General features: G+C 61.7%; 19 protein-coding genes and 1 pseudogene. 10 read left to right on the plus strand and 10 right to left on the minus strand.

All coding sequences use genetic code 11. The features are described from left to right. The first annotated feature begins 2 nt into the window (after nucleotides 1-2). The 8 genes from ASH00_RS04515 (at nucleotide 3) to ASH00_RS16605 (ending at nucleotide 7,289) form a co-directional block, all read left to right on the plus strand. Nucleotides 3-2,279, plus strand: a complete 2,277-nt coding sequence (locus ASH00_RS04515; protein ID WP_056545423.1) for a heavy metal translocating P-type ATPase — start codon at nucleotides 3-5, stop codon at nucleotides 2,277-2,279. Nucleotides 2,280-2,476: 197 nt separating this feature from the next. Further along, entirely contained in the window at nucleotides 2,477-2,650 is a 174-nt protein-coding gene (locus tag ASH00_RS04520; protein WP_157358989.1) for a hypothetical protein, read from the plus strand. 117 nt (nucleotides 2,651-2,767) lie between these two features. Then, nucleotides 2,768-2,965 (plus strand): plasmid mobilization relaxosome protein MobC, encoded by a 198-nt coding sequence (gene mobC / locus ASH00_RS04525; RefSeq protein ID WP_235563152.1) that lies wholly within the window; start codon nucleotides 2,768-2,770, stop codon nucleotides 2,963-2,965. After that, entirely contained in the window at nucleotides 2,966-4,564 is a 1,599-nt protein-coding gene (locus tag ASH00_RS04530) for a relaxase/mobilization nuclease domain-containing protein (protein ID WP_056545429.1), read from the plus strand. Nucleotides 4,565-4,587: 23 nt separating this feature from the next. Beyond that, on the plus strand, nucleotides 4,588-5,367 hold the full coding sequence (locus ASH00_RS04535) for a hypothetical protein (protein ID WP_056545431.1): 780 nt from the start codon (nucleotides 4,588-4,590) through the stop codon (nucleotides 5,365-5,367). Nucleotides 5,368-5,439: 72 nt separating this feature from the next. Continuing rightward, a complete protein-coding gene (locus ASH00_RS04540; protein ID WP_082565879.1) occupies nucleotides 5,440-6,021 on the plus strand; it encodes a matrixin family metalloprotease in 582 nt (193 codons plus the stop codon). Nucleotides 6,022-6,031: 10 nt separating this feature from the next. After that, nucleotides 6,032-6,649, plus strand: coding sequence for a hypothetical protein (locus ASH00_RS04545; RefSeq protein WP_157358990.1), 618 nt, complete (start codon nucleotides 6,032-6,034; stop codon nucleotides 6,647-6,649). A gap of 463 nt (nucleotides 6,650-7,112) precedes the next feature. After that, entirely contained in the window at nucleotides 7,113-7,289 is a 177-nt protein-coding gene (locus ASH00_RS16605; protein ID WP_157358991.1) for a hypothetical protein, read from the plus strand. Between the two features lie 124 nt (nucleotides 7,290-7,413). Here the strand turns inward: ASH00_RS16605 and ASH00_RS16350 are convergent, their stop codons facing one another. Further along, nucleotides 7,414-7,626 (minus strand): DUF4913 domain-containing protein, encoded by a 213-nt coding sequence (locus tag ASH00_RS16350; RefSeq protein ID WP_082565880.1) that lies wholly within the window; start codon nucleotides 7,624-7,626, stop codon nucleotides 7,414-7,416. Nucleotides 7,627-7,680: 54 nt separating this feature from the next. Here ASH00_RS16350 and ASH00_RS16355 point away from each other — a divergent pair. Continuing rightward, nucleotides 7,681-8,569 (plus strand): annotated as a pseudogene (locus ASH00_RS16355) (IS5 family transposase). Here the strand turns inward: ASH00_RS16355 and ASH00_RS16360 are convergent. From ASH00_RS16360 to ASH00_RS04580, 6 genes are read right to left on the minus strand one after another with little or no spacing between them, the layout of a single operon-like run. Continuing rightward, on the minus strand, nucleotides 8,528-8,803 hold the full coding sequence (locus ASH00_RS16360) for a DUF4913 domain-containing protein (protein WP_082565881.1): 276 nt from the start codon (nucleotides 8,801-8,803) through the stop codon (nucleotides 8,528-8,530). The pseudogene ASH00_RS16355 and the gene ASH00_RS16360 overlap by 42 nt on opposite strands. Beyond that, on the minus strand, nucleotides 8,800-10,584 hold the full coding sequence (locus ASH00_RS04560; protein WP_056545441.1) for a type IV secretory system conjugative DNA transfer family protein: 1,785 nt from the start codon (nucleotides 10,582-10,584) through the stop codon (nucleotides 8,800-8,802). Before ASH00_RS04560 ends, ASH00_RS16360 begins: the two co-directional genes overlap by 4 nt. After that, nucleotides 10,581-12,173: an ATP/GTP-binding protein gene (locus ASH00_RS04565; protein WP_056545443.1), complete on the minus strand. Its 1,593-nt coding sequence runs from the start codon at nucleotides 12,171-12,173 to the stop codon at nucleotides 10,581-10,583. Before ASH00_RS04565 ends, ASH00_RS04560 begins: the two co-directional genes overlap by 4 nt. After that, nucleotides 12,174-13,016, minus strand: a complete 843-nt coding sequence (locus tag ASH00_RS04570) for an SCO6880 family protein (RefSeq protein ID WP_327019686.1) — start codon at nucleotides 13,014-13,016, stop codon at nucleotides 12,174-12,176. A gap of 44 nt (nucleotides 13,017-13,060) precedes the next feature. Continuing rightward, nucleotides 13,061-13,681, minus strand: a complete 621-nt coding sequence (locus ASH00_RS04575; RefSeq protein ID WP_082565882.1) for a fibronectin type III domain-containing protein — start codon at nucleotides 13,679-13,681, stop codon at nucleotides 13,061-13,063. Between the two features lie 19 nt (nucleotides 13,682-13,700). After that, entirely contained in the window at nucleotides 13,701-14,252 is a 552-nt protein-coding gene (locus ASH00_RS04580; RefSeq protein ID WP_442854342.1) for a fibronectin type III domain-containing protein, read from the minus strand. Nucleotides 14,253-14,329: 77 nt separating this feature from the next. Here ASH00_RS04580 and ASH00_RS04590 point away from each other — a divergent pair, with 77 nt between their 5' ends. Further along, nucleotides 14,330-14,647, plus strand: a complete 318-nt coding sequence (locus tag ASH00_RS04590) for a hypothetical protein (RefSeq protein WP_157358993.1) — start codon at nucleotides 14,330-14,332, stop codon at nucleotides 14,645-14,647. A gap of 29 nt (nucleotides 14,648-14,676) precedes the next feature. Here the strand turns inward: ASH00_RS04590 and ASH00_RS04595 are convergent, their stop codons facing one another. The 3 genes from ASH00_RS04595 to ASH00_RS04605 form a co-directional block, all read right to left on the minus strand. Then, on the minus strand, nucleotides 14,677-15,036 hold the full coding sequence (locus ASH00_RS04595) for a DUF1622 domain-containing protein (RefSeq protein WP_056545455.1): 360 nt from the start codon (nucleotides 15,034-15,036) through the stop codon (nucleotides 14,677-14,679). Continuing rightward, nucleotides 15,033-15,422: a hypothetical protein gene (locus ASH00_RS04600; RefSeq protein ID WP_056545457.1), complete on the minus strand. Its 390-nt coding sequence runs from the start codon at nucleotides 15,420-15,422 to the stop codon at nucleotides 15,033-15,035. Before ASH00_RS04600 ends, ASH00_RS04595 begins: the two co-directional genes overlap by 4 nt. An 85-nt stretch (nucleotides 15,423-15,507) precedes the next feature. Next, nucleotides 15,508-16,275 carry a hypothetical protein gene (locus ASH00_RS04605; protein ID WP_056545459.1) on the minus strand — a complete coding sequence of 256 codons (768 nt, stop codon included), beginning with the start codon at nucleotides 16,273-16,275 and terminating at the stop codon, nucleotides 15,508-15,510. Nucleotides 16,276-16,290: the final 15 nt, after the last annotated feature.

Consider the following 16,290-nt stretch of genomic DNA (forward strand, 5'->3'; position numbering starts at 1 on the left):
TCATGACCACCACACCGGACACTACAGAAACCGCGAGCGCCACCAGGGTAGTTGAGCTCGATATCCAGGGCATGACCTGCGCTTCATGCGTGGGTCGGGTGGAGCGCAAACTCGGCAAGCTCAGCGGCGTCGAGGCGAGCGTCAACTTGCCACTGGAATCCGCCAGAGTGACGGTGCCTGCACACATCTCGGACGAAGACATCGTCAACACGGTGAATGCCACCGGCTACACCGCGCAGCTGAAGAAGTCGCCGCACGGCCCCGGGCCATCCTCGGAAGGCGAACCCGCGGCGGACGGGATGGACCATGATCACATGTCGCACGGAGGCACGGCGTCCCAGCTGCGTCCCCGCCTGATCACCGCTGCCATCCTGACCGTCCCGGTATTCCTCATCTCGATGATCCCGGCGCTCCAGTTCCCGCACTGGGGTTGGGTGGGGCTTGCCCTCAGCACGCCGGTAGTGACGTGGTCTGCGTGGTCCTTCCATAAGGCCGCGGCCATCAACGCGCGGCACTTCTCCTCCACGATGGACACGCTGGTGTCGATCGGCGTCACCGCCGCTTATCTGTTCTCACTGGGCCAGCTGCTCGCTGACCCGATGGTCACGGCGCATGTCGGTATGGATATGGGCGGGCACGCGCTCTACTTCGAGGTTGCCGCCGTCGTGGTCACCTTCCTCCTGCTCGGCAGGTATCTGGAAGCCAATGCCAAGCAGCGGGCCGGTGATGCACTGAAGTCCCTCCTCAATCTCGGGGCCAAGGATGCCACCGTGCTGCGCCAACAGGGCGGCGAGCGTGTGGAAGTGAAGGTGCCGGCGTCGTCGTTGGTGCATGGTGATGAGTTCGTTGTCCGGCCGGGTGAGAAGATCGCGACCGACGGCTTCGTGGTCGAGGGACGCAGCGCCGTGGACTCCTCCCTCATCACCGGAGAGTCAGTGCCCGTCGAGGTTGGCCCGGACAGCACCGTCACCGGCGCAACCATCAACACGTCCGGCCGGCTGATCATCCGAGCAACCCGCGTCGGCAGCGAGACCACCCTGGCCCAGATGGGCCGGCTGGTCAGCCAGGCGCAAAGCGGCAAGGCGCCGATCGCACGGCTCGCCGACCGCATCAGCGCCGTCTTCGTGCCAGTGGTCCTCGTGATCGCGGTGCTCACCTTCGTGGCGTGGCTCGTCTTCAGCGGTGATATCGAAGCTGCCTTCACCGCAGCAGTCGCAGTGCTGGTCATTGCCTGCCCGTGCGCGCTGGGGCTCGCAACACCGACCGCGCTGCTCACCGGCACTGGCCGGGGCGCCCAGCTGGGCATCCTCATCCGGGGTCCCCAGGTCCTCGAGGACACCCGGACGGTCGACACCATCGTTCTGGACAAGACCGGCACCGTGACCAGCGGCCGGTTGTCCGTGACGGACGTCGTCGTGCTTGGTCCCCACAGCCGGGAAGACGTGCTGTCGCTCGCGGCGGCAGTGGAGTCCGCCAGCGAGCACCCCATCGCGCAGGCCATTGCGGCCGCCGCTCCGGGGCACCAGCCGGTGAGCGACTTCATCAGCTCCGCCGGCGGCGGTGTGCGTGGGACCGTTGACGGTTCCATGGTGCTGGCAGGGCGTGCCGGTTGGCTGGAGGAGAACGACGTCGACATCACCGCTGCGCACCGTTCGGCTCTTGCTGCCGAGCAGGAGGCCGGCTCCACCGCCATTTGGGTTGCCGTCAATGGTGAGGTTGCCGGGCTGATCAGTCTGCAGGACACCGTCAAGGAGTCCTCAGCAGCTGCCATTGAGCGGCTCAAGCAGCTCGGGCTACGGCCTATGCTCCTCACCGGTGACAACGCCGCCGTGGCTCGGAAGATCGCCGCGGAAGTAGGCATTGCTCCCGAAGACGTCATGGCGGACGTGCTCCCCGAAGGCAAGGTAGACGCCGTGAAGCGGCTCCAGGCTGAGGGGGCCACGGTCGCAATGGCCGGCGACGGCGTGAACGACGCCGCTGCCCTGGCACAGGCGGATCTGGGCATCGCGATGGGGTCGGGTACCGACGTCGCAATCGAAGCCGCTGACCTAACGGTGATGGGCAACAGCCTGGAACAGGTGGCCCAAGCCATCGAGCTGTCCCGGAAGACGCTCGGCACGATCAAGACCAACCTGTTCTGGGCCTTCTTCTACAACACGATCGGCATCCCGATTGCCGCGCTGGGGCTGCTGAACCCCATGGTCGCCGGAGCTGCGATGGCGGCGAGTTCGGTGCTGGTGGTCGCGAACTCACTGCGGTTGCGCCGGTTCGGGAAATGATCAGGCGAGCTCTCTGATCTGCCGGACGTCTGAGCCATCTCATGACTGATGCGGCTGAGGCGCTGCATGGTGGTCATCGTCGGAGTGATTCATGGCTGTGACATAGCTTTGAAAGCGGCGAAGACTTCCATATGCAGAAGGCTGAGTGTCTCTCCCGGCCCGGTCTGGCTTCATTGGTTAGTCCAAACTCGCTTGGTGTGACCAGCGCGTCCAGAACACCGACCGGCAAGTGGCTGGCCTACTCGCCGCCTGCGTCCGACAAAGCCCTCGACGCACTGCATGAAGGTGACACCCTGATCGTCACCACCGGGCCCGTGCGGCGACTTCTTCAGCTGTGCGGTGCAGCGGGTCCAATCCCGCCCGTGCGGTAAGGATCAAGTTGGGAGGTGTCGAGGAACTGATCCCCCTGTGCTTCCGACGGCTGTACCAACCGGACTGCTTCTGAGATCCTGGTTAGTGCCGCTCTGTACGCGGAAAACTCCGAGTCATTGGCTGAACGTCGAGCGCTGGGGATAGAGCTGATGCAGGCCCGCCGCCTACTGGCGACGATCTCTAACAACGTGAACCAGATTGCCCGGCACGCCAACGCGGGGGACGAGTTCCCTGAGGACGCTGCTGCTGCCGTCGCTGCTGCACGGCGGGTAGCTGATCGCATGTACGAGCTGGTGGAAGAGTTGGGCCGGTAGATGATTCCCAACGTTTCCCGTGGTGACCGGATGACCGGCCTGATGGTCTACCTTGCAGGACCGGGCAGGGCCAATGAGCACACCGAACCGCACCTAGTGGCCGGTTCCGCGCCGATCATGGCATGGCACGATGATGCCGAGTTGAACCGTGATGCAGCCGTAGCAATCGGGCACGAGCTGGACCAGGCGAAGCGCTTCCTAAAGGTCGATGTTCCGGGCGGGCACGTCTGGCACTGCTCACTGAGCCTGCGAGCTGAGGAAGGCGACTTGTCCGATGAGAAGTGGGCGGATATCGCGCACGACTTCATGGATGAAATGGGATTCACCGAAGCCAGCGGGAAAGCTCCCGCGTCATGGGTTGCTGTCCGTCACGGACACAGTAAAGCCGGAAACGATCACATACATATTGCCGCGTCGATGGTGCGCGAGGACGGTACGAAGTGGAGTCCCCACAATGACTTCCGTAAGTCCCAGGAGTCATGCCGGACACTGGAGAAGAAGTACGGACTAGAGCAAATCTCAGGCGTCCATGTTTCACGAGGCATCAAGCGTGGAGAGCGTGAAGCAGCGCAGCGCCGAGGGTACGCGGAGCCAGAACGCCTGTCGCTGTCGAGGAAGGTTCGAGGCTGCGCCGTAGCCTCCCAGGACGAAGCAGAGTTCGTGCGCAGGATGCGCCGCACTGGTGCGCTGATTCGTCCCCGGTTCGCAGCGGGCCGTGATGATGTAATCACCGGCTACCGGGTGGCAGAGCGGCCCGTGAAGGGCCAGCGTCCTATTTGGTACAGCGGCACTCGTCTAGGCAGTGACTTGACCCTGCCGAAGTTGCGCAGCGGGTGGGAGGACAGCCCGCAGGCAGCGAGTGAGGCTGCACAGGAATGGACGGCGGCGAGCCGTGGGCGGCGCGTGGTCAGCGCTGGCCGGGAGCTGAACGAACCAGATCCGCAGATGTGGCAGCGGTACTCCGATGAACTGTCGGAGCTGAACAAGTCACTGGCCGCAGTGCCGGTCGAGGATCACGCAACGTGGGCCCACGTTGCCCGCGAAACGTCCGGTGCATTCGCAGCCTGGTCAAACAGTGTCGAGGCCGCACCCGGAGCGCTGGCCGCGACCGCTGACCGCCTCTCAAAGACAGCCCAGCTACGCCAGTACCCGGTACGCCCGCAGCGGACCGTAGGACCGTCCGCAATGGGTGCAGCGAAGATCCTGATGACGGCGACGAGCAGCAATCAGACAGCCGCCCAGGCAATGATGCTGGTTCAGTTGGCGAACCTCGCGAAGTCGATCCACGACATGCACAAAGCAGCTGGAGACGTGCGAGCTGCACAGCAGATCAACACCGTTGTGCGAGAGCGGCTGAGGACCGTTGCCGTAGCGCTCAACCCCGAACCAGCGACAACCCTCCAGACGGCTACCGCGCAGAGTCCTACCGGTCCCGTGCAGGGGCCGGCAGTGGATGCCGAGACTGCCCTAGCGGCTGCGCTTGCAGCTCGTGACCATGGGACACCGCAGAGAGGCGGTTCAGTGCTGCCGCCGAAAATCGAACCGGCGCGCAAACCCACCTTGACGACACCGAAACATGACCGTGGCATCGAACGATAACCAGATGAAGGGGAGATCAGGCAATGAGCGAATCAGACGGCATTGAAGAAGCTATAGGAGGACTCTCGCGCACGGGAGTTGCGGTAGCCGGTCGGCTTGGAGAGCAGTTCGCGCGGATGCGTGAGCAGTCATTACGCGAGCAGCAAGCAATCGAGGAACAGCGAGGCAAGGAACTCCAGGCCCGCTACGAAGCCCAGCGCGGAGCTGCACGAGCGCAGCTCGCACCCACGGCAGATGATCGGTGGTGGGATCAGGCGCGGCCAGAGGACATTGAACGAGTCCACGAGGTAGCCACTGCGTGGAAAGATTTCGACCCCACAGCGCAGGAAGCCGCCGAGCGTATCCGCCGCGAAGTGAGCCAACGCTACGGCGTTGACGTGAATAGTCCCGGAGCTGACGATAACGCTGTCAGCCAGGCACTAGCGCAGGCAGAACGCGACCGTGCCGAAGCTGACCGGCAACGAGGGGCAGCAGAGCGGGACGGAACGGACGCAGCTCTTGTGATGGGGGCAACGGGCCGGGAGGACCGCAGCCGAGAATCAGAGGTCGAGCGAGAGAATGCCGCAGCCCAGGAAGCCGGGCCGCTGTACGACAGTGAAGAACGCCGGCAGTCGTTCGCAGCGTCGCTGGAAGGGAAAGCAGATGCCGAAACGATCAATGCCCGCATCCTCGCTGACCGTGACCAGGCGACCCCGCCCACTGAGGCAATCACCGGGAAGCCGGGCAGGACGAAGGCAGCGAAGCGTGGCAAAGGTCTAGGACGAGGCCGGGGCCAAGACGTGCAGCCCGAGATCTCCCGCTAAGCGACACCTTACGCACTGCAAGGCTTTCCCCCACAACCCAATGGGGGGTTGTAACAAATAGGTGGGGGTCTCATGAAATTCTCAAGAACCCGGCGTGATCAATCTGCCGGGACTGCACGCACAACCAGCGTAATAGCGTCAATGCTTGCGGTGGCTGGTCTTGTTATAGGGCTTGTATCGGTACCGACTTCGGCGCAGGCTTACGCCTTCAACGGATGTAAATGGCCTTCTACCAGCCTGCGAATCGACTATCGATATGTGAACGGGCCTTACCGAACGGCGTTCAACTATGCGGTGAGCAACTACAACGCCGCAACTCAAGTAACACTCACAGCGGTCGATGTGAGCGGACCGACCTTCACCGCACGGAACCAGAATTACGGCGTCACAGGTTGGGAAGCTCAAGCCACCACGAACTGCCCGTTTGGAACCACCACATCATCAGCTCTACGGATGAACCAGTACTACCTACAGGGTGACGAGCCGTTGAATCGCTTGAAGGTCGTCTGGGCTCATGAGATCGGGCACGGGCTGGGGCTGGCACACGTGAGCACCGTTGCTCGGGTCATGCATACATATCCCTCCACCTCATACTCCGTAGGGGTAAGCGGACTCACAACCGATGATGTCAATGGCATCAACGCAAGGTATTAAGGAGGCGATCATGAAGGCAACAATTCATAGAACTCGTGTGACAGTCATCGTCCTTGTGGGCCTGATGACCGCGGCCGGCCTGGCGAGCTGCGGAGCATCGCCCAATGACGACACAGCTACCCGCTCGGTCGTACAGGAACCAACAACAACACAGGGAGAAGCCCACGCAGCGAGGGTAAAGCTATATCCGTCATTGAAAAGCATGGCTGATGACAGCACGGCAGTTGTTGTTGGTACGGTAACTGCGCAACGCGTTGCGGCGGACATCGATCCTGCCACCGATTTCACAATATCGACCATCAGCGTCACCAGCGCGAAAAGATCAAACGGTTCGGTGAAGAGCGGAACAACGGTGGAAGTTCGCCAATTCGGCTCAGCTAACCAGGTGCCTCTCGTGCCGCTCATGGAGGTCGGTGGAACTTATCTGGTGTACTTGACCGCCTCGGGGCTACCCGGCGAACTGGGCACCCAGTTCTACGTGACCGGCAGCAACGCGGGACTGTACCAAGCCGCAGTATCTGGCCCGCTGCGTCAAGGTGATATAAGCAAAACTGTCTTCACACAAGTGGCAGCCGAGGAAGGCGAAGCTCTGCCAGCAGAGACGACCGTCGATCAAGCCGCAGGTTAAGTTTTCGATCTTGCAGAACGTCTCCGGGGCCCAGCCCCGGAGACGTTCTGCGTTAATTGATATCGAGGCTTAGCGGCGAGGGCCAGCGATCGACCGTCTTATTGCGTATCCGGAGAAGATTGCAGCGGCTATGCCAATTACCCAGGCCGAAGCGCTCACCCCTGAAGCACATTCAGGGTTTCCCTCTGCGGGAACAGCCCAATCGCTACAGTACGATCCCATGCTCCCAAAGATGACGAGTATTGCGATGAGCACGGTCAGCAGCGCTACGCCGATCCACACCCAACGATGCCCGCTCTGATCCACCATATTCGAACACTACTCCGTGAGGGATCGGAGCAGTAGCCGGAGCTGGTCTGGACGTTGACTACGGACGAATTCAGCTGAGGCAAGTGTAGAGACGGTGCTTTTGCGCGGCTACATCACCGCGACGTGTTAGTTCGCCTTGGTCAATGATTCCGGAATGAAAATCGATCATGTCGGCGACATCGGAGCGACTCACCGGGCGATCCTTGCACCATATGTCCAGGTAATCGAGGACAGCCAGGCGTTCCGGTTCGGCAAGGGGTTCAAGGAGATCAGCGGAATGCATCTCCGCTTCGCTGTGTCCGTCGTCTCGGCTCATGTGACGACTGTATGAGCGCGGACTGGACGTTCTCTGTGGGACCCGCTCGCTGGACGGCAGAACCACCGTTGGCGTAGCAATCAAGCATCATCATTCCCGGCTGCCAGCGCTTGTAAGCGAGACGAATATGGGGAAGCGCTCACTGGGGGATGAACAAACCCGCAGGGGGAGGCGTGCACGGCAGCGGTTCCAGCCGGGGATTGTGGCCCTTTTCCGGGGAGCAACCTTTGAAGGGGCCCTCAGTGGAAAGCAGGATCGGCATGTGGTGGTCAGCATGCTCCCGCCACCACGCGCTCATTCCGGACTTGCCGTCCCGGCGTAGATCCTCCCACGCCCTCCAGAGCGCTTCCAGGCGGCTAGGGCGTGTCTGCTAAATATCCGGCTTGCCGTGTTTGAAGCTGGATGAATGGTTCGTGCGAATGTGATTTCAGATGAGTTGTGGTCGGTTATCGAGCCTGTCCTGCGGACGGCACCGGGCCGCCGGGGCCGGCCGTGGAATGATCACCGACTGACACTGGAGGGCATCTGCTGGCGGTTCCGCACCGGTTCACCGTGGCGGGACCTGCCAGCCGAGTTCGGTGCCTGGCAATCAATATGGGAGCGGCACCGGCGCTGGTCGGCCGACGGATCTTATGAGCGGATGTTCACCGCAGTGAAAGAATCCACCAGCGCAAATGACATCGAGCTGGAGTCGCTGCTCTCGGTTGACTCCACCAGTGTCCGGGCACATCAGCATGCCGCCGGAGCACCGAAACTGAAGGCCGCTGCGGACCACACAGGGGGCGGGAGCGAGTTACAAGTTTCTGCCCGACGAGCCAGCTGACCACGCGATCGGACGCTCAAGAGGAGGGCTGACAACAAAGATTCATGCCCTCACCGATAGGGCATGCGCGCCGGTCACGATGCTGCTCACACCCGGGCAAGCCGGGGATAACCCGCAACTGCTTCCGCTGCTAGCAGTCCATAAGATCCAGGACGGCACCCGGTTCCGGCTGCTGGCCGATAAGGCCTATTCCCATCCCTCAACCCGCAGCGAGCTGCGCTCCCGCAGGATCAAGCACACCATCCCGGAACGCTCAGACCAGATCCAACGGCGCAAAGCCAAAGGCTCCGCAGGCGGCAGGCCACCGTCCTTCGACCCCGCGACCTACAAAGAACGCAACACCGTCGAACGCGGCTTCAACCGCCTCAAGCACTGGCGCGGAATCGCCACCCGATACGACAAATACGCCACAACGTTCCTCGGCGGAGTACTACTCACCGCGATGATCACATTCCACCGAGTCCACAATTAACAGACACGACCTAATCGCTTCACCGTGCCGCCACCACTCAGGGCACCAGGTGTGGCCTCCCTGCACGTTCAGTGTGCGCCGGTAGTTCAGTGATAGGTGCTCCTGCACGAACAGATCAACCGTGGCGAACACGAGTGAGGGTTCCTCTTCCTCACCCGACGTCGTGTCAGAGTCCAGATCGTCCGGTGACGTGTCCTGGTCGATTTCGTCCCAGTCTCCGAGCGCGTTACTCATTTGCTGTCAACCGCCTGAATCCACTTGTTCGGCGAGGGAGTCGTGTCGTCGTCCGAGGTCACCGAAGGTGCCCGGTTCGATGGATCATGGGCGGCGATAGAAGCCTTGATCTTCTCAGCGTCCGGGCCGACCATCCACGGCATGGTTTTGATGAGGACCGGGCGGATACCGGAGGCGAACACGATAGCGCGGCCACGTTCGAGCGACACCAGATCGTCGGCTTCAAGAATCCTCTCCTTCCGGTTCGGATCAACACTCGTGCTGCGCCCGTTCTTGCCCCGGCTCGTGGTGCGCCCGGTGTACTGGTAGTCACCGATGAACTGAGACAGCTCACTCATGAACTCAGGTTCGGCGACACCGCCGCCGTAGACCTTGACGTTGGATGCTGACCAGAGCTTACGCATCCCGTCCTTGCCCCACACCGAAACGCCCTGCGAGTACGACTGTAAAATGGTCATCAAGACGATGCCGCGTGAGCCGTAGTGGCTGTATTGATCGGGGAGGCTATTCCACCGGCAGACATTCGCCGCCTCATCCAGAACACCAACCATGGGAGTAGGAAGCCTGCCGCCAGGAGAGACGACAGCGTAAGCCTCAGCGGCTTCCACCGTCGCTACCGTCAGCGCCGTGACCAAAGGGCCGGCGGTGCCGGTTCCTTCCTTGGAGAGGCTGTACAGCGTGTTCCTGCCGCGCACGAACTCTTCCGGGCTGAACTCAGGCCGACGAGCTGAACCGGCGGGGTTTACCCATGCCGCTACCGTTCGGTTCGTCAAGCAGCTCACATACCCCAGCGCGGTTCCGTAGATCCCGTCTCGTTGCGGGCCAGCGTAATTCATGATGCTGGAAAGTCCGTCAGCGTTCATGGTGTAGCCGTGACGGCGCAGGATCTCGACGGCTTCATCCTCGGTGGGATCTGTCAGCCAGCCGTGGATCTGCGTGATGGGCCGGTTGTCGCACGCCGCTGCCAGGAGTAGCGCGGTGAGCAGATCCCCGCCGTGCTTGTCGAAGTACGGATGCTTTGCGCTGCCCAGCGGGCGGCTTCCAGATGAGAAGTGCTCAGCGAGGTTCCCGGCCTTGTTTTCGTCCGTGACATAGGAGAGGGGATTCCACCACCAGGTGGGTTCTTCCCCGGCGACGCCTTGGGGATCGAACACCCACACGTCGCCGTGTTCAGCTCGAACCTCGCGGGTAGCATCGGCAACGTCTCGCTTATTGGAGGTCACCACCACAGCCCCAGGAGCGGCCACAATCGCCGGAATGGCCCGTGAGGTCGTCTTACCTGTCCGAGGCCCCCAGATATCGACGTGCATATCTTCCCAGCTGCCGAAAAGATCCTGCCCGGAGATCACTGCTTTACCGATCGGTACACCGGGCGAGTCAGGGACACCGAGACGCTTAGCCGTTTTCAGCGCACCCTTGCGGGTCAGCGGGAGCAGAGCCTTCCCTTTCGCCATATGGGTTGCAGCCCGGTCTACCCGCTTCTTCTTACTGCCCGAGCGCACCACGAGAACGACGATCCCGATTGCCAGGATGAGGACCGCTGCGCCGATACCAGCGGCAATGAACGTGGATTCAGTAGGCCACGGGATCTCCTGCTTGAAGAGGCCCGCGATCAGCTCCACCGGGTGAGTTGGTGGAGCAGCTATCCCAGCCAGGGAAGATCCCCAATGCGCAGCTACCCATGTACCACCGACCACAGCGGCCAGAAGGCCGAGGATCGAGAAGAGCACGATGCCTTCAGTGAAGTCTCCTGCACCGCCCTTGCGGTTTGGTGCGCTCATGCCGGATCTCCTGCCGTTGGTGAGGCCACTGCCGTCTCCGCGAGTAGTGGAGCTTTCTCTGAGGTGTCGTGCCAGCGCTTATTCGTGTCGTTGAGCTTCGCTTCCACTTTGGTCAACCCGATATGGACAGGGATGCCGGGCCGTCCGCCTACTTTGATGAGGAACTTCCCCCGTCCGGGCGGTTCAATGTCCAGCCCGCGTGAGTCCCAGGCGGGCGGATCTTGCCAGGACACGAGTTTTTGCTGTTCCTGCCGGGAGAGTGGAATCGCCTTGGTCAGCAGTGTCATTTCGGAGGCCGGGAGGCCACCACAGATGACCATTCCGGAACGCTCGACAAAGCCTTGGGCCTTCATCCTGTCCTCTTCGGCTGGCAGGGCGAGAAGGTCACTCATGGTGTGGGAGATCATTACCTGTCCCACGCCGACAGAGCGGTTAAGGCGGGTGAGCGCGTCTACCCGGTCCACCATGCCTTTACCGGCGCGCAGCGCCCGCCACAGCTCATCGAGAATCACGAAGTAATGCCGTCGAGGTTCCAGCCCGGCGTCAGCGAGTGCGTGAGCTACGTTGACGGTGCCGAACCCGTAGGACCAGCACGCCAGCAGCACTGCGGCTTGGAGGTCGGTTTCCGTTTCGTCAATGGTGGACACGTCGAACACCACGGCTTTGCCACGTTCCATTGGCTCTGAGGTGTGCCGGGAGAAGATTTCCCCGAGCTTCCCGCCGCCCGTCAAACCGAGCAGCGTCGCCTCTAGAGCTTTCGTTTCCTGCTGGTAGAGCTTCCAATCGCCGCGATTGAGGGCGACCTGCTGCAACTCGTCCGGGCCGTCCTGGATGACTTTGAGCAGATCCCCGAGCACAGGAATGCCCTCGAAGTGCTCATCGAGCCAGCGCAGCGCCCGGTCGATAATGGTCTGTTCCTGATCGGTGGGCGGCTGGTTCCGGCTGATCGTAATGAGTGCAACCACCATATTCAGGCGCCGCCCGTGAGCATCAGCACGGACGCGCACAGCTGCATCCTCGTGGCCTTCGTCCTCGAGGAGCTGCGCGACCTCAATAGCCTGCCCAGGATCCAAAATGTTCAAATATCCGACGCCGCGGCCGAGCTTGATGACCTGCCCTTTGAGGGCTTCAACCATGTCAACGTATTCGCCCTTCAGATCCCCTAGGACCAGGGGACTCGTCCCCTGTCCCGCTAGACCAATGCCCATGCGGCGAACCAGCGTTGACTTGCCCAGTGCTGGCTTGCCGAGGACGAACGCTGAGGGGTTAGAGATCAGTCGGGCGCGCTGAAACCAGCTGATCGGATCGCAGCAGACCGTGGCCTGAGTTTCCTCATGCTTACCCAGCGGTACACCGATCATGGGTGAAGACGTACCGGAGGAAAACGGCCACAGCCCACACACCTGCACTGTCGTTCCCCGGTACTCCCGCACGGTGGGAACCAGCGCGGCCGCGCCGCCGCCACGGCCACGCCAGCCACGGGCACCAGGTACTTTCTCCCGGATCGCCGGGGCTTTCTTCTGCTTCTTCTTTTTCGGCTCCACCGGTTCTACGTGGTGCCGGCTTTTCTGGATCTTCATATGCGCCATTTAGAGCGCCTCCCGAATCTCAGAGGGCAAGAGGACGTGCTTAGGCAGCACCAAACCAATCGGCAGTGACGCCGCAAAGGCAGTGTCCTGTGACCCATAGGCACGGCGCAGCAGCAATCGGGCAGCTCCGGAGGTTTGCTCAATCGCGGCCACCGCGTCAGGTAGCCGGTCCAGACCGTTGACTGTGGCCGTGACGACCAGGCCGAAGTTCACCAACCCGGCACCCTGAGCTTCTTCTGCCGCTGTTTGAGCCGCTGAGCGGGCATCGACCAGCGCACGAGCTGAGGGACGGTTACACGAGGTAATGCGGACGTTGGCATTGTTCTGATCCCGTTCGACCAGCTGCGCGGCCCGGGCCGAATCCATCGGCCGGTACAGCAGCGTGATCCGCTTGCGGTCCACGTCGCCGTGCGGGGCCAGGAGCTTGGAAAGGACATTGGCGTGGACCGAGCCACGTGGAGCGCCGGTCATGGTCCACGACGCCGAATATGCGCCCTCGTGGCGGTAGTTCTCCCAGTTGGTTTGAGCACCGGACGGGCCGACTTCGCCCCAGGTGAGTTCTACAGGGTGCCCGGAGGCGTGAGCCTCATCAATGACCAGTGCAGCCGGTGGATCGTAGGCGACCCGGACAACCTCACACAGTTCTTGTGCTCCCATGGGGCGGGCGATACCTGCCCCGGTTGCCTGCAACCGCTGAGACAAGCCAGGAAGCCGGGAGGCGAGATCACGGGCGACTTCCTGAGGTTCGCGTTTCCGGGAACCGGAACGCATAGTGGCGTTGAACGTGAGGGTGATCCACGGAACTGTTGGTGGGAGTTTCAGCCGCCGGAAGGATTTAGGTATCGGTCTGTGGTTACGCGGCCCGGGGGTTCAACCGTCGGACGGTTCTAACCGTTTGCAACGGTGAACGGTCCTGCGACACCTCCGTTGCTCGACTTGACGTAGATTCTTGCCGGATTCTGCGCTGGCGCAGCTCCGTTGCGGAGCCTGATGCTGAAGTCGCCAATTCCTGGGGGAGCGGCCGCGGTCACCGTGGCTACCGCGCCAGGAATTACTGCACCGATTGCTCCGGTGCTCGTGACGCGATAGACCGTGACGGTCGAACCTACAACCGAGCCTGTGCCGATCACCCGGAAATCACCCGCTTTCCATTTCGCGGACGTGATGGTGAGCCGGTCGGTGACGGGCTGGATGGTGGTGGTCACCTTCGCCGATTCAGCTCCGAATCCGGCAGCTGCCGTCTTTGCCTTGATACTGAATCCGTAGCTGGCGCCGCCCGTTAGGCCGGTGATGGTTTGGGTTCTGGCAGTTGTCTCCGGGGGCTGGGAACCAAGTGGCAGCGCCGTCCCGTTACTCCCGTACACGGTCACCCGGTATCCGGTTACGGATGATTCAGATGGGTCCCATCGAAGGATCGCGGACCCCTGCCCTGCCGTAGCGGTGAGGCCCGTTGGGGCACCTGGTGGAACCGTGGAACCAGCAGGCGGAGCATACTCACCCTCGATGATCTGGAAGTTCCCCGCCTGATCAAATGCTTGCGACTTTCAGGGTGGTCGGCCCGGTGATGGCTATCGGAGTGGTGTAGAGGCGCGCCGTGTCGGACGGTAGGCCACCGCTGACAACGGGTGATCCGTCTGTCGTGAAGAAGTTCTGCCCGTCGCCGGTGACGGTCACCGAGTTTGTTTGGATGACTGCGCCGGGATCCGGTGCTGGCGAAAGTGCCAGCGTGGGTACCGTTGTGTCACCGGGCTGTGGCACCGTCGCGGGAGCAACAGTGTATGCGTCGCTCATGCGGGGTCCGGCGAGGGAGCGGACTTCCACAGTGTAGGTTGAGGCCGGGTTCAGATTGGCGATCGTGCTCTGAGTGGCGGAAGCACCCGTGCGCATTCCCAGCTGAACCTGCTGCCCGTTCGTGATCGCTTGGTCTATTGCAACCACGCTGTATCCAGTGACCGCGGCGGCGCCCGGTTGCGCCGCTGCGGTTGTCCACTTCACCTGCATGGAGGTCTTGTCGACGGAACGTACCACCGAGGCGGCGCCCGGGGCAGGCCCGTCTGGTCGCCCGGGCCGGCGGGGCAGCCGCCCATTCCCGGACCGCCTAGTTCGCCAAACTCGGCGATTGTCAGACCCTGTCGATTACCGTCGGCGTCTTCCTGTTGCCACGCCATGGCACGCTCGCCCAGTTCCGCCGCGGCCGCGATCTGCGCCGTTGCGGGGTCGTCGAACTGGTAAGTCGCCACGAACGTTCCGTGCTGGTGGGGGCTGCGTTCCTGTCGGCACGTAATGACGTTCCGATTAACCTGGTCATTATTGTGATGGGCGTGCTCACCGCTTGGACTTCTTCTGGATGGCCGGACCTGGTATTGGGGTTGGTGATCATCGGAGTCAATGTGAGTGCTGCGAAGGAAATCTGGGATGCAGCTCATCAGGAACAGTTGGCTGCGAAAGCTCTCGCCGGCGAGGACATCGACTGATATGTGCTTTGGTCGGCCGGCTGAACGATTTATTTCAGTTCGGATTCGTGTTTTTTCTGCCAAGGCCACCGTCCTGTGATTTCGAGTTCGAGGGAGAAACTCAGGAAGGTCCGGATGAGGACGATGAGGGCGAGCACGCCTACTGACTGGAAGGTGGGTGCCACTGCGACTGTGCGGATGATGTCCGCAGCGACGAGCAGCTCCAGGCCGAGGAGGATCGAGCGGCCCAGGCCCTTGCGGTATTTCTGATATACGTCGTCGCCGTGCTGCCGTTTCAGAAGCCCGTATGCGGCGAACAGCGTTGCCACAATGGCACCAAGAACGATGGCAAAGACACCTGCGGCATCGACGATTTTACCGGCGGTCTCCATGATCTCTTTAAATGTCATGCCTTCGGTTCTCCTTCAGTTTCGTTCGAAAAGACTCTTTGTCTCACGGCAACTATGGCGAGCGTTCGGTTCGAATCCTCTGAATGGTCTCTCGTTGACGCGCCGAGTATCTCCCGGGCCAGGTCTCTAGCCGCGGGGGCCTCGTCTGCTGGGAGGGGCTTCACCTCATCCAGGGTGAAATGCGGCAGTGCATCTGGTTGCCGTTCGAGCGGAATAGCTTCTTGTTTTTCCAGTGCCGCTGCGCCGCTGAGGACGAAAGCACCCAAGACAAGAACTAACAGTGAGTCGCTGAGCGGGAAAACTCCCAGAAGGCAGAGGGCGGAGAAAGCGGCATCAATGATGAGGACGGCGAGCCCCAATCGTAGGAGAAACGCCTTGCTGCTCATGTATTACCTCTGATCGGACTTCCTTGTTTCATGGTGCTTCTGCTGTGTTCGGTGAAGGCTGGGAAATCAGGGACGGCTCCGCCTTTCAGCCCTGGATGGCGGTAATGAGGGTCAGTAAGCCACCGTAGAAGACGAGTCCGATGCAGAACCAGCCGAAGCTGGAGTTGCGCTCTGGTGGGATTTCTTCCCTGAATACGTTCAGCAGGATGGATCCGCCGAGGAAAGCGGTCAACAGGGCGACAAGAAGGGTGCTTGTCGGTGCGGCTATCGACCCAACAATCCAGCCCGCGATGAGTGCTCCGGCCAGCAGGAGACGGCCGGTGCGGTCGAACCGGTGTGCGTAGCGTTCTCGGAGTCCTCGGTCGGTGAGGACAAAGTGAAGACCCATAGCGATGGTAAACAGCAAGGCGAACAGCAGGCCGGTCCTTACCCGAAGGGCAAGGGTGTAGGTGATCAAGATGTTATAGACCATGAACGAGGCCAGGTGGAGCCAATACATGCCAGCCTCGTTCTTACTCCCGGCCGCGGAACTGCGGGAGGCAAGGCGTTCGAGCCCGTAGAAGACGATAAAACCGCTCAAGGCGACGAAGAAGATCACCAGTTCCAGCAAAGGCGTGGGATCCAGGACGTCTTGCAACGTTTCGCCCACCGCTTCATTTCCTGCTGCAAGCTCCGGCAGTAGGTGAAGGAACACATAAGCCGTTGCTATTCCGCCGGCGAAGGAGGCGGTGAACCGCTCCGGAATGAAAGGCAGCCGCCGTATGCGTGGTGCTGCAAGATGCAGTGCCGTCAGAACCAGGGTCAGGCCCAGCGCAATCCACACGCTTTCAGCTACACCTATTTCCAGATTCATACTGATCTTCCGGTC

It is taken from the genome of Arthrobacter sp. Soil782, assembly GCF_001428435.1.
In the GTDB taxonomy this organism is placed as follows: domain Bacteria; phylum Actinomycetota; class Actinomycetes; order Actinomycetales; family Micrococcaceae; genus Arthrobacter_D; species Arthrobacter_D parietis.

Bases quoted from the DNA above. Each gene is read 5' to 3' on its own strand.
- ASH00_RS04515 (WP_056545423.1), top strand. From the start codon at position 3: ATGACCACCACACCGGACACTACAGAAACCGCGAGCGCCACCAGGGTA.
- ASH00_RS04545 (WP_157358990.1), top strand. From the start codon at position 6,032: ATGAAGGCAACAATTCATAGAACTCGTGTGACAGTCATCGTCCTTGTG.
- ASH00_RS04540 (WP_082565879.1), top strand. From the start codon at position 5,440: ATGAAATTCTCAAGAACCCGGCGTGATCAATCTGCCGGGACTGCACGC.
- ASH00_RS04565 (WP_056545443.1), bottom strand. From the start codon at position 12,173: ATGGCGCATATGAAGATCCAGAAAAGCCGGCACCACGTAGAACCGGTG.
- ASH00_RS04535 (WP_056545431.1), top strand. From the start codon at position 4,588: ATGAGCGAATCAGACGGCATTGAAGAAGCTATAGGAGGACTCTCGCGC.
- ASH00_RS04560 (WP_056545441.1), bottom strand. From the start codon at position 10,584: ATGAGCGCACCAAACCGCAAGGGCGGTGCAGGAGACTTCACTGAAGGC.
- ASH00_RS16605 (WP_157358991.1), top strand. From the start codon at position 7,113: ATGAAAATCGATCATGTCGGCGACATCGGAGCGACTCACCGGGCGATC.
- ASH00_RS04595 (WP_056545455.1), bottom strand. From the start codon at position 15,036: ATGACATTTAAAGAGATCATGGAGACCGCCGGTAAAATCGTCGATGCC.
- ASH00_RS16360 (WP_082565881.1), bottom strand. From the start codon at position 8,803: ATGAGTAACGCGCTCGGAGACTGGGACGAAATCGACCAGGACACGTCA.
- ASH00_RS04530 (WP_056545429.1), top strand. From the start codon at position 2,966: ATGATTCCCAACGTTTCCCGTGGTGACCGGATGACCGGCCTGATGGTC.
- ASH00_RS04605 (WP_056545459.1), bottom strand. From the start codon at position 16,275: ATGAATCTGGAAATAGGTGTAGCTGAAAGCGTGTGGATTGCGCTGGGC.
- ASH00_RS04600 (WP_056545457.1), bottom strand. From the start codon at position 15,422: ATGAGCAGCAAGGCGTTTCTCCTACGATTGGGGCTCGCCGTCCTCATC.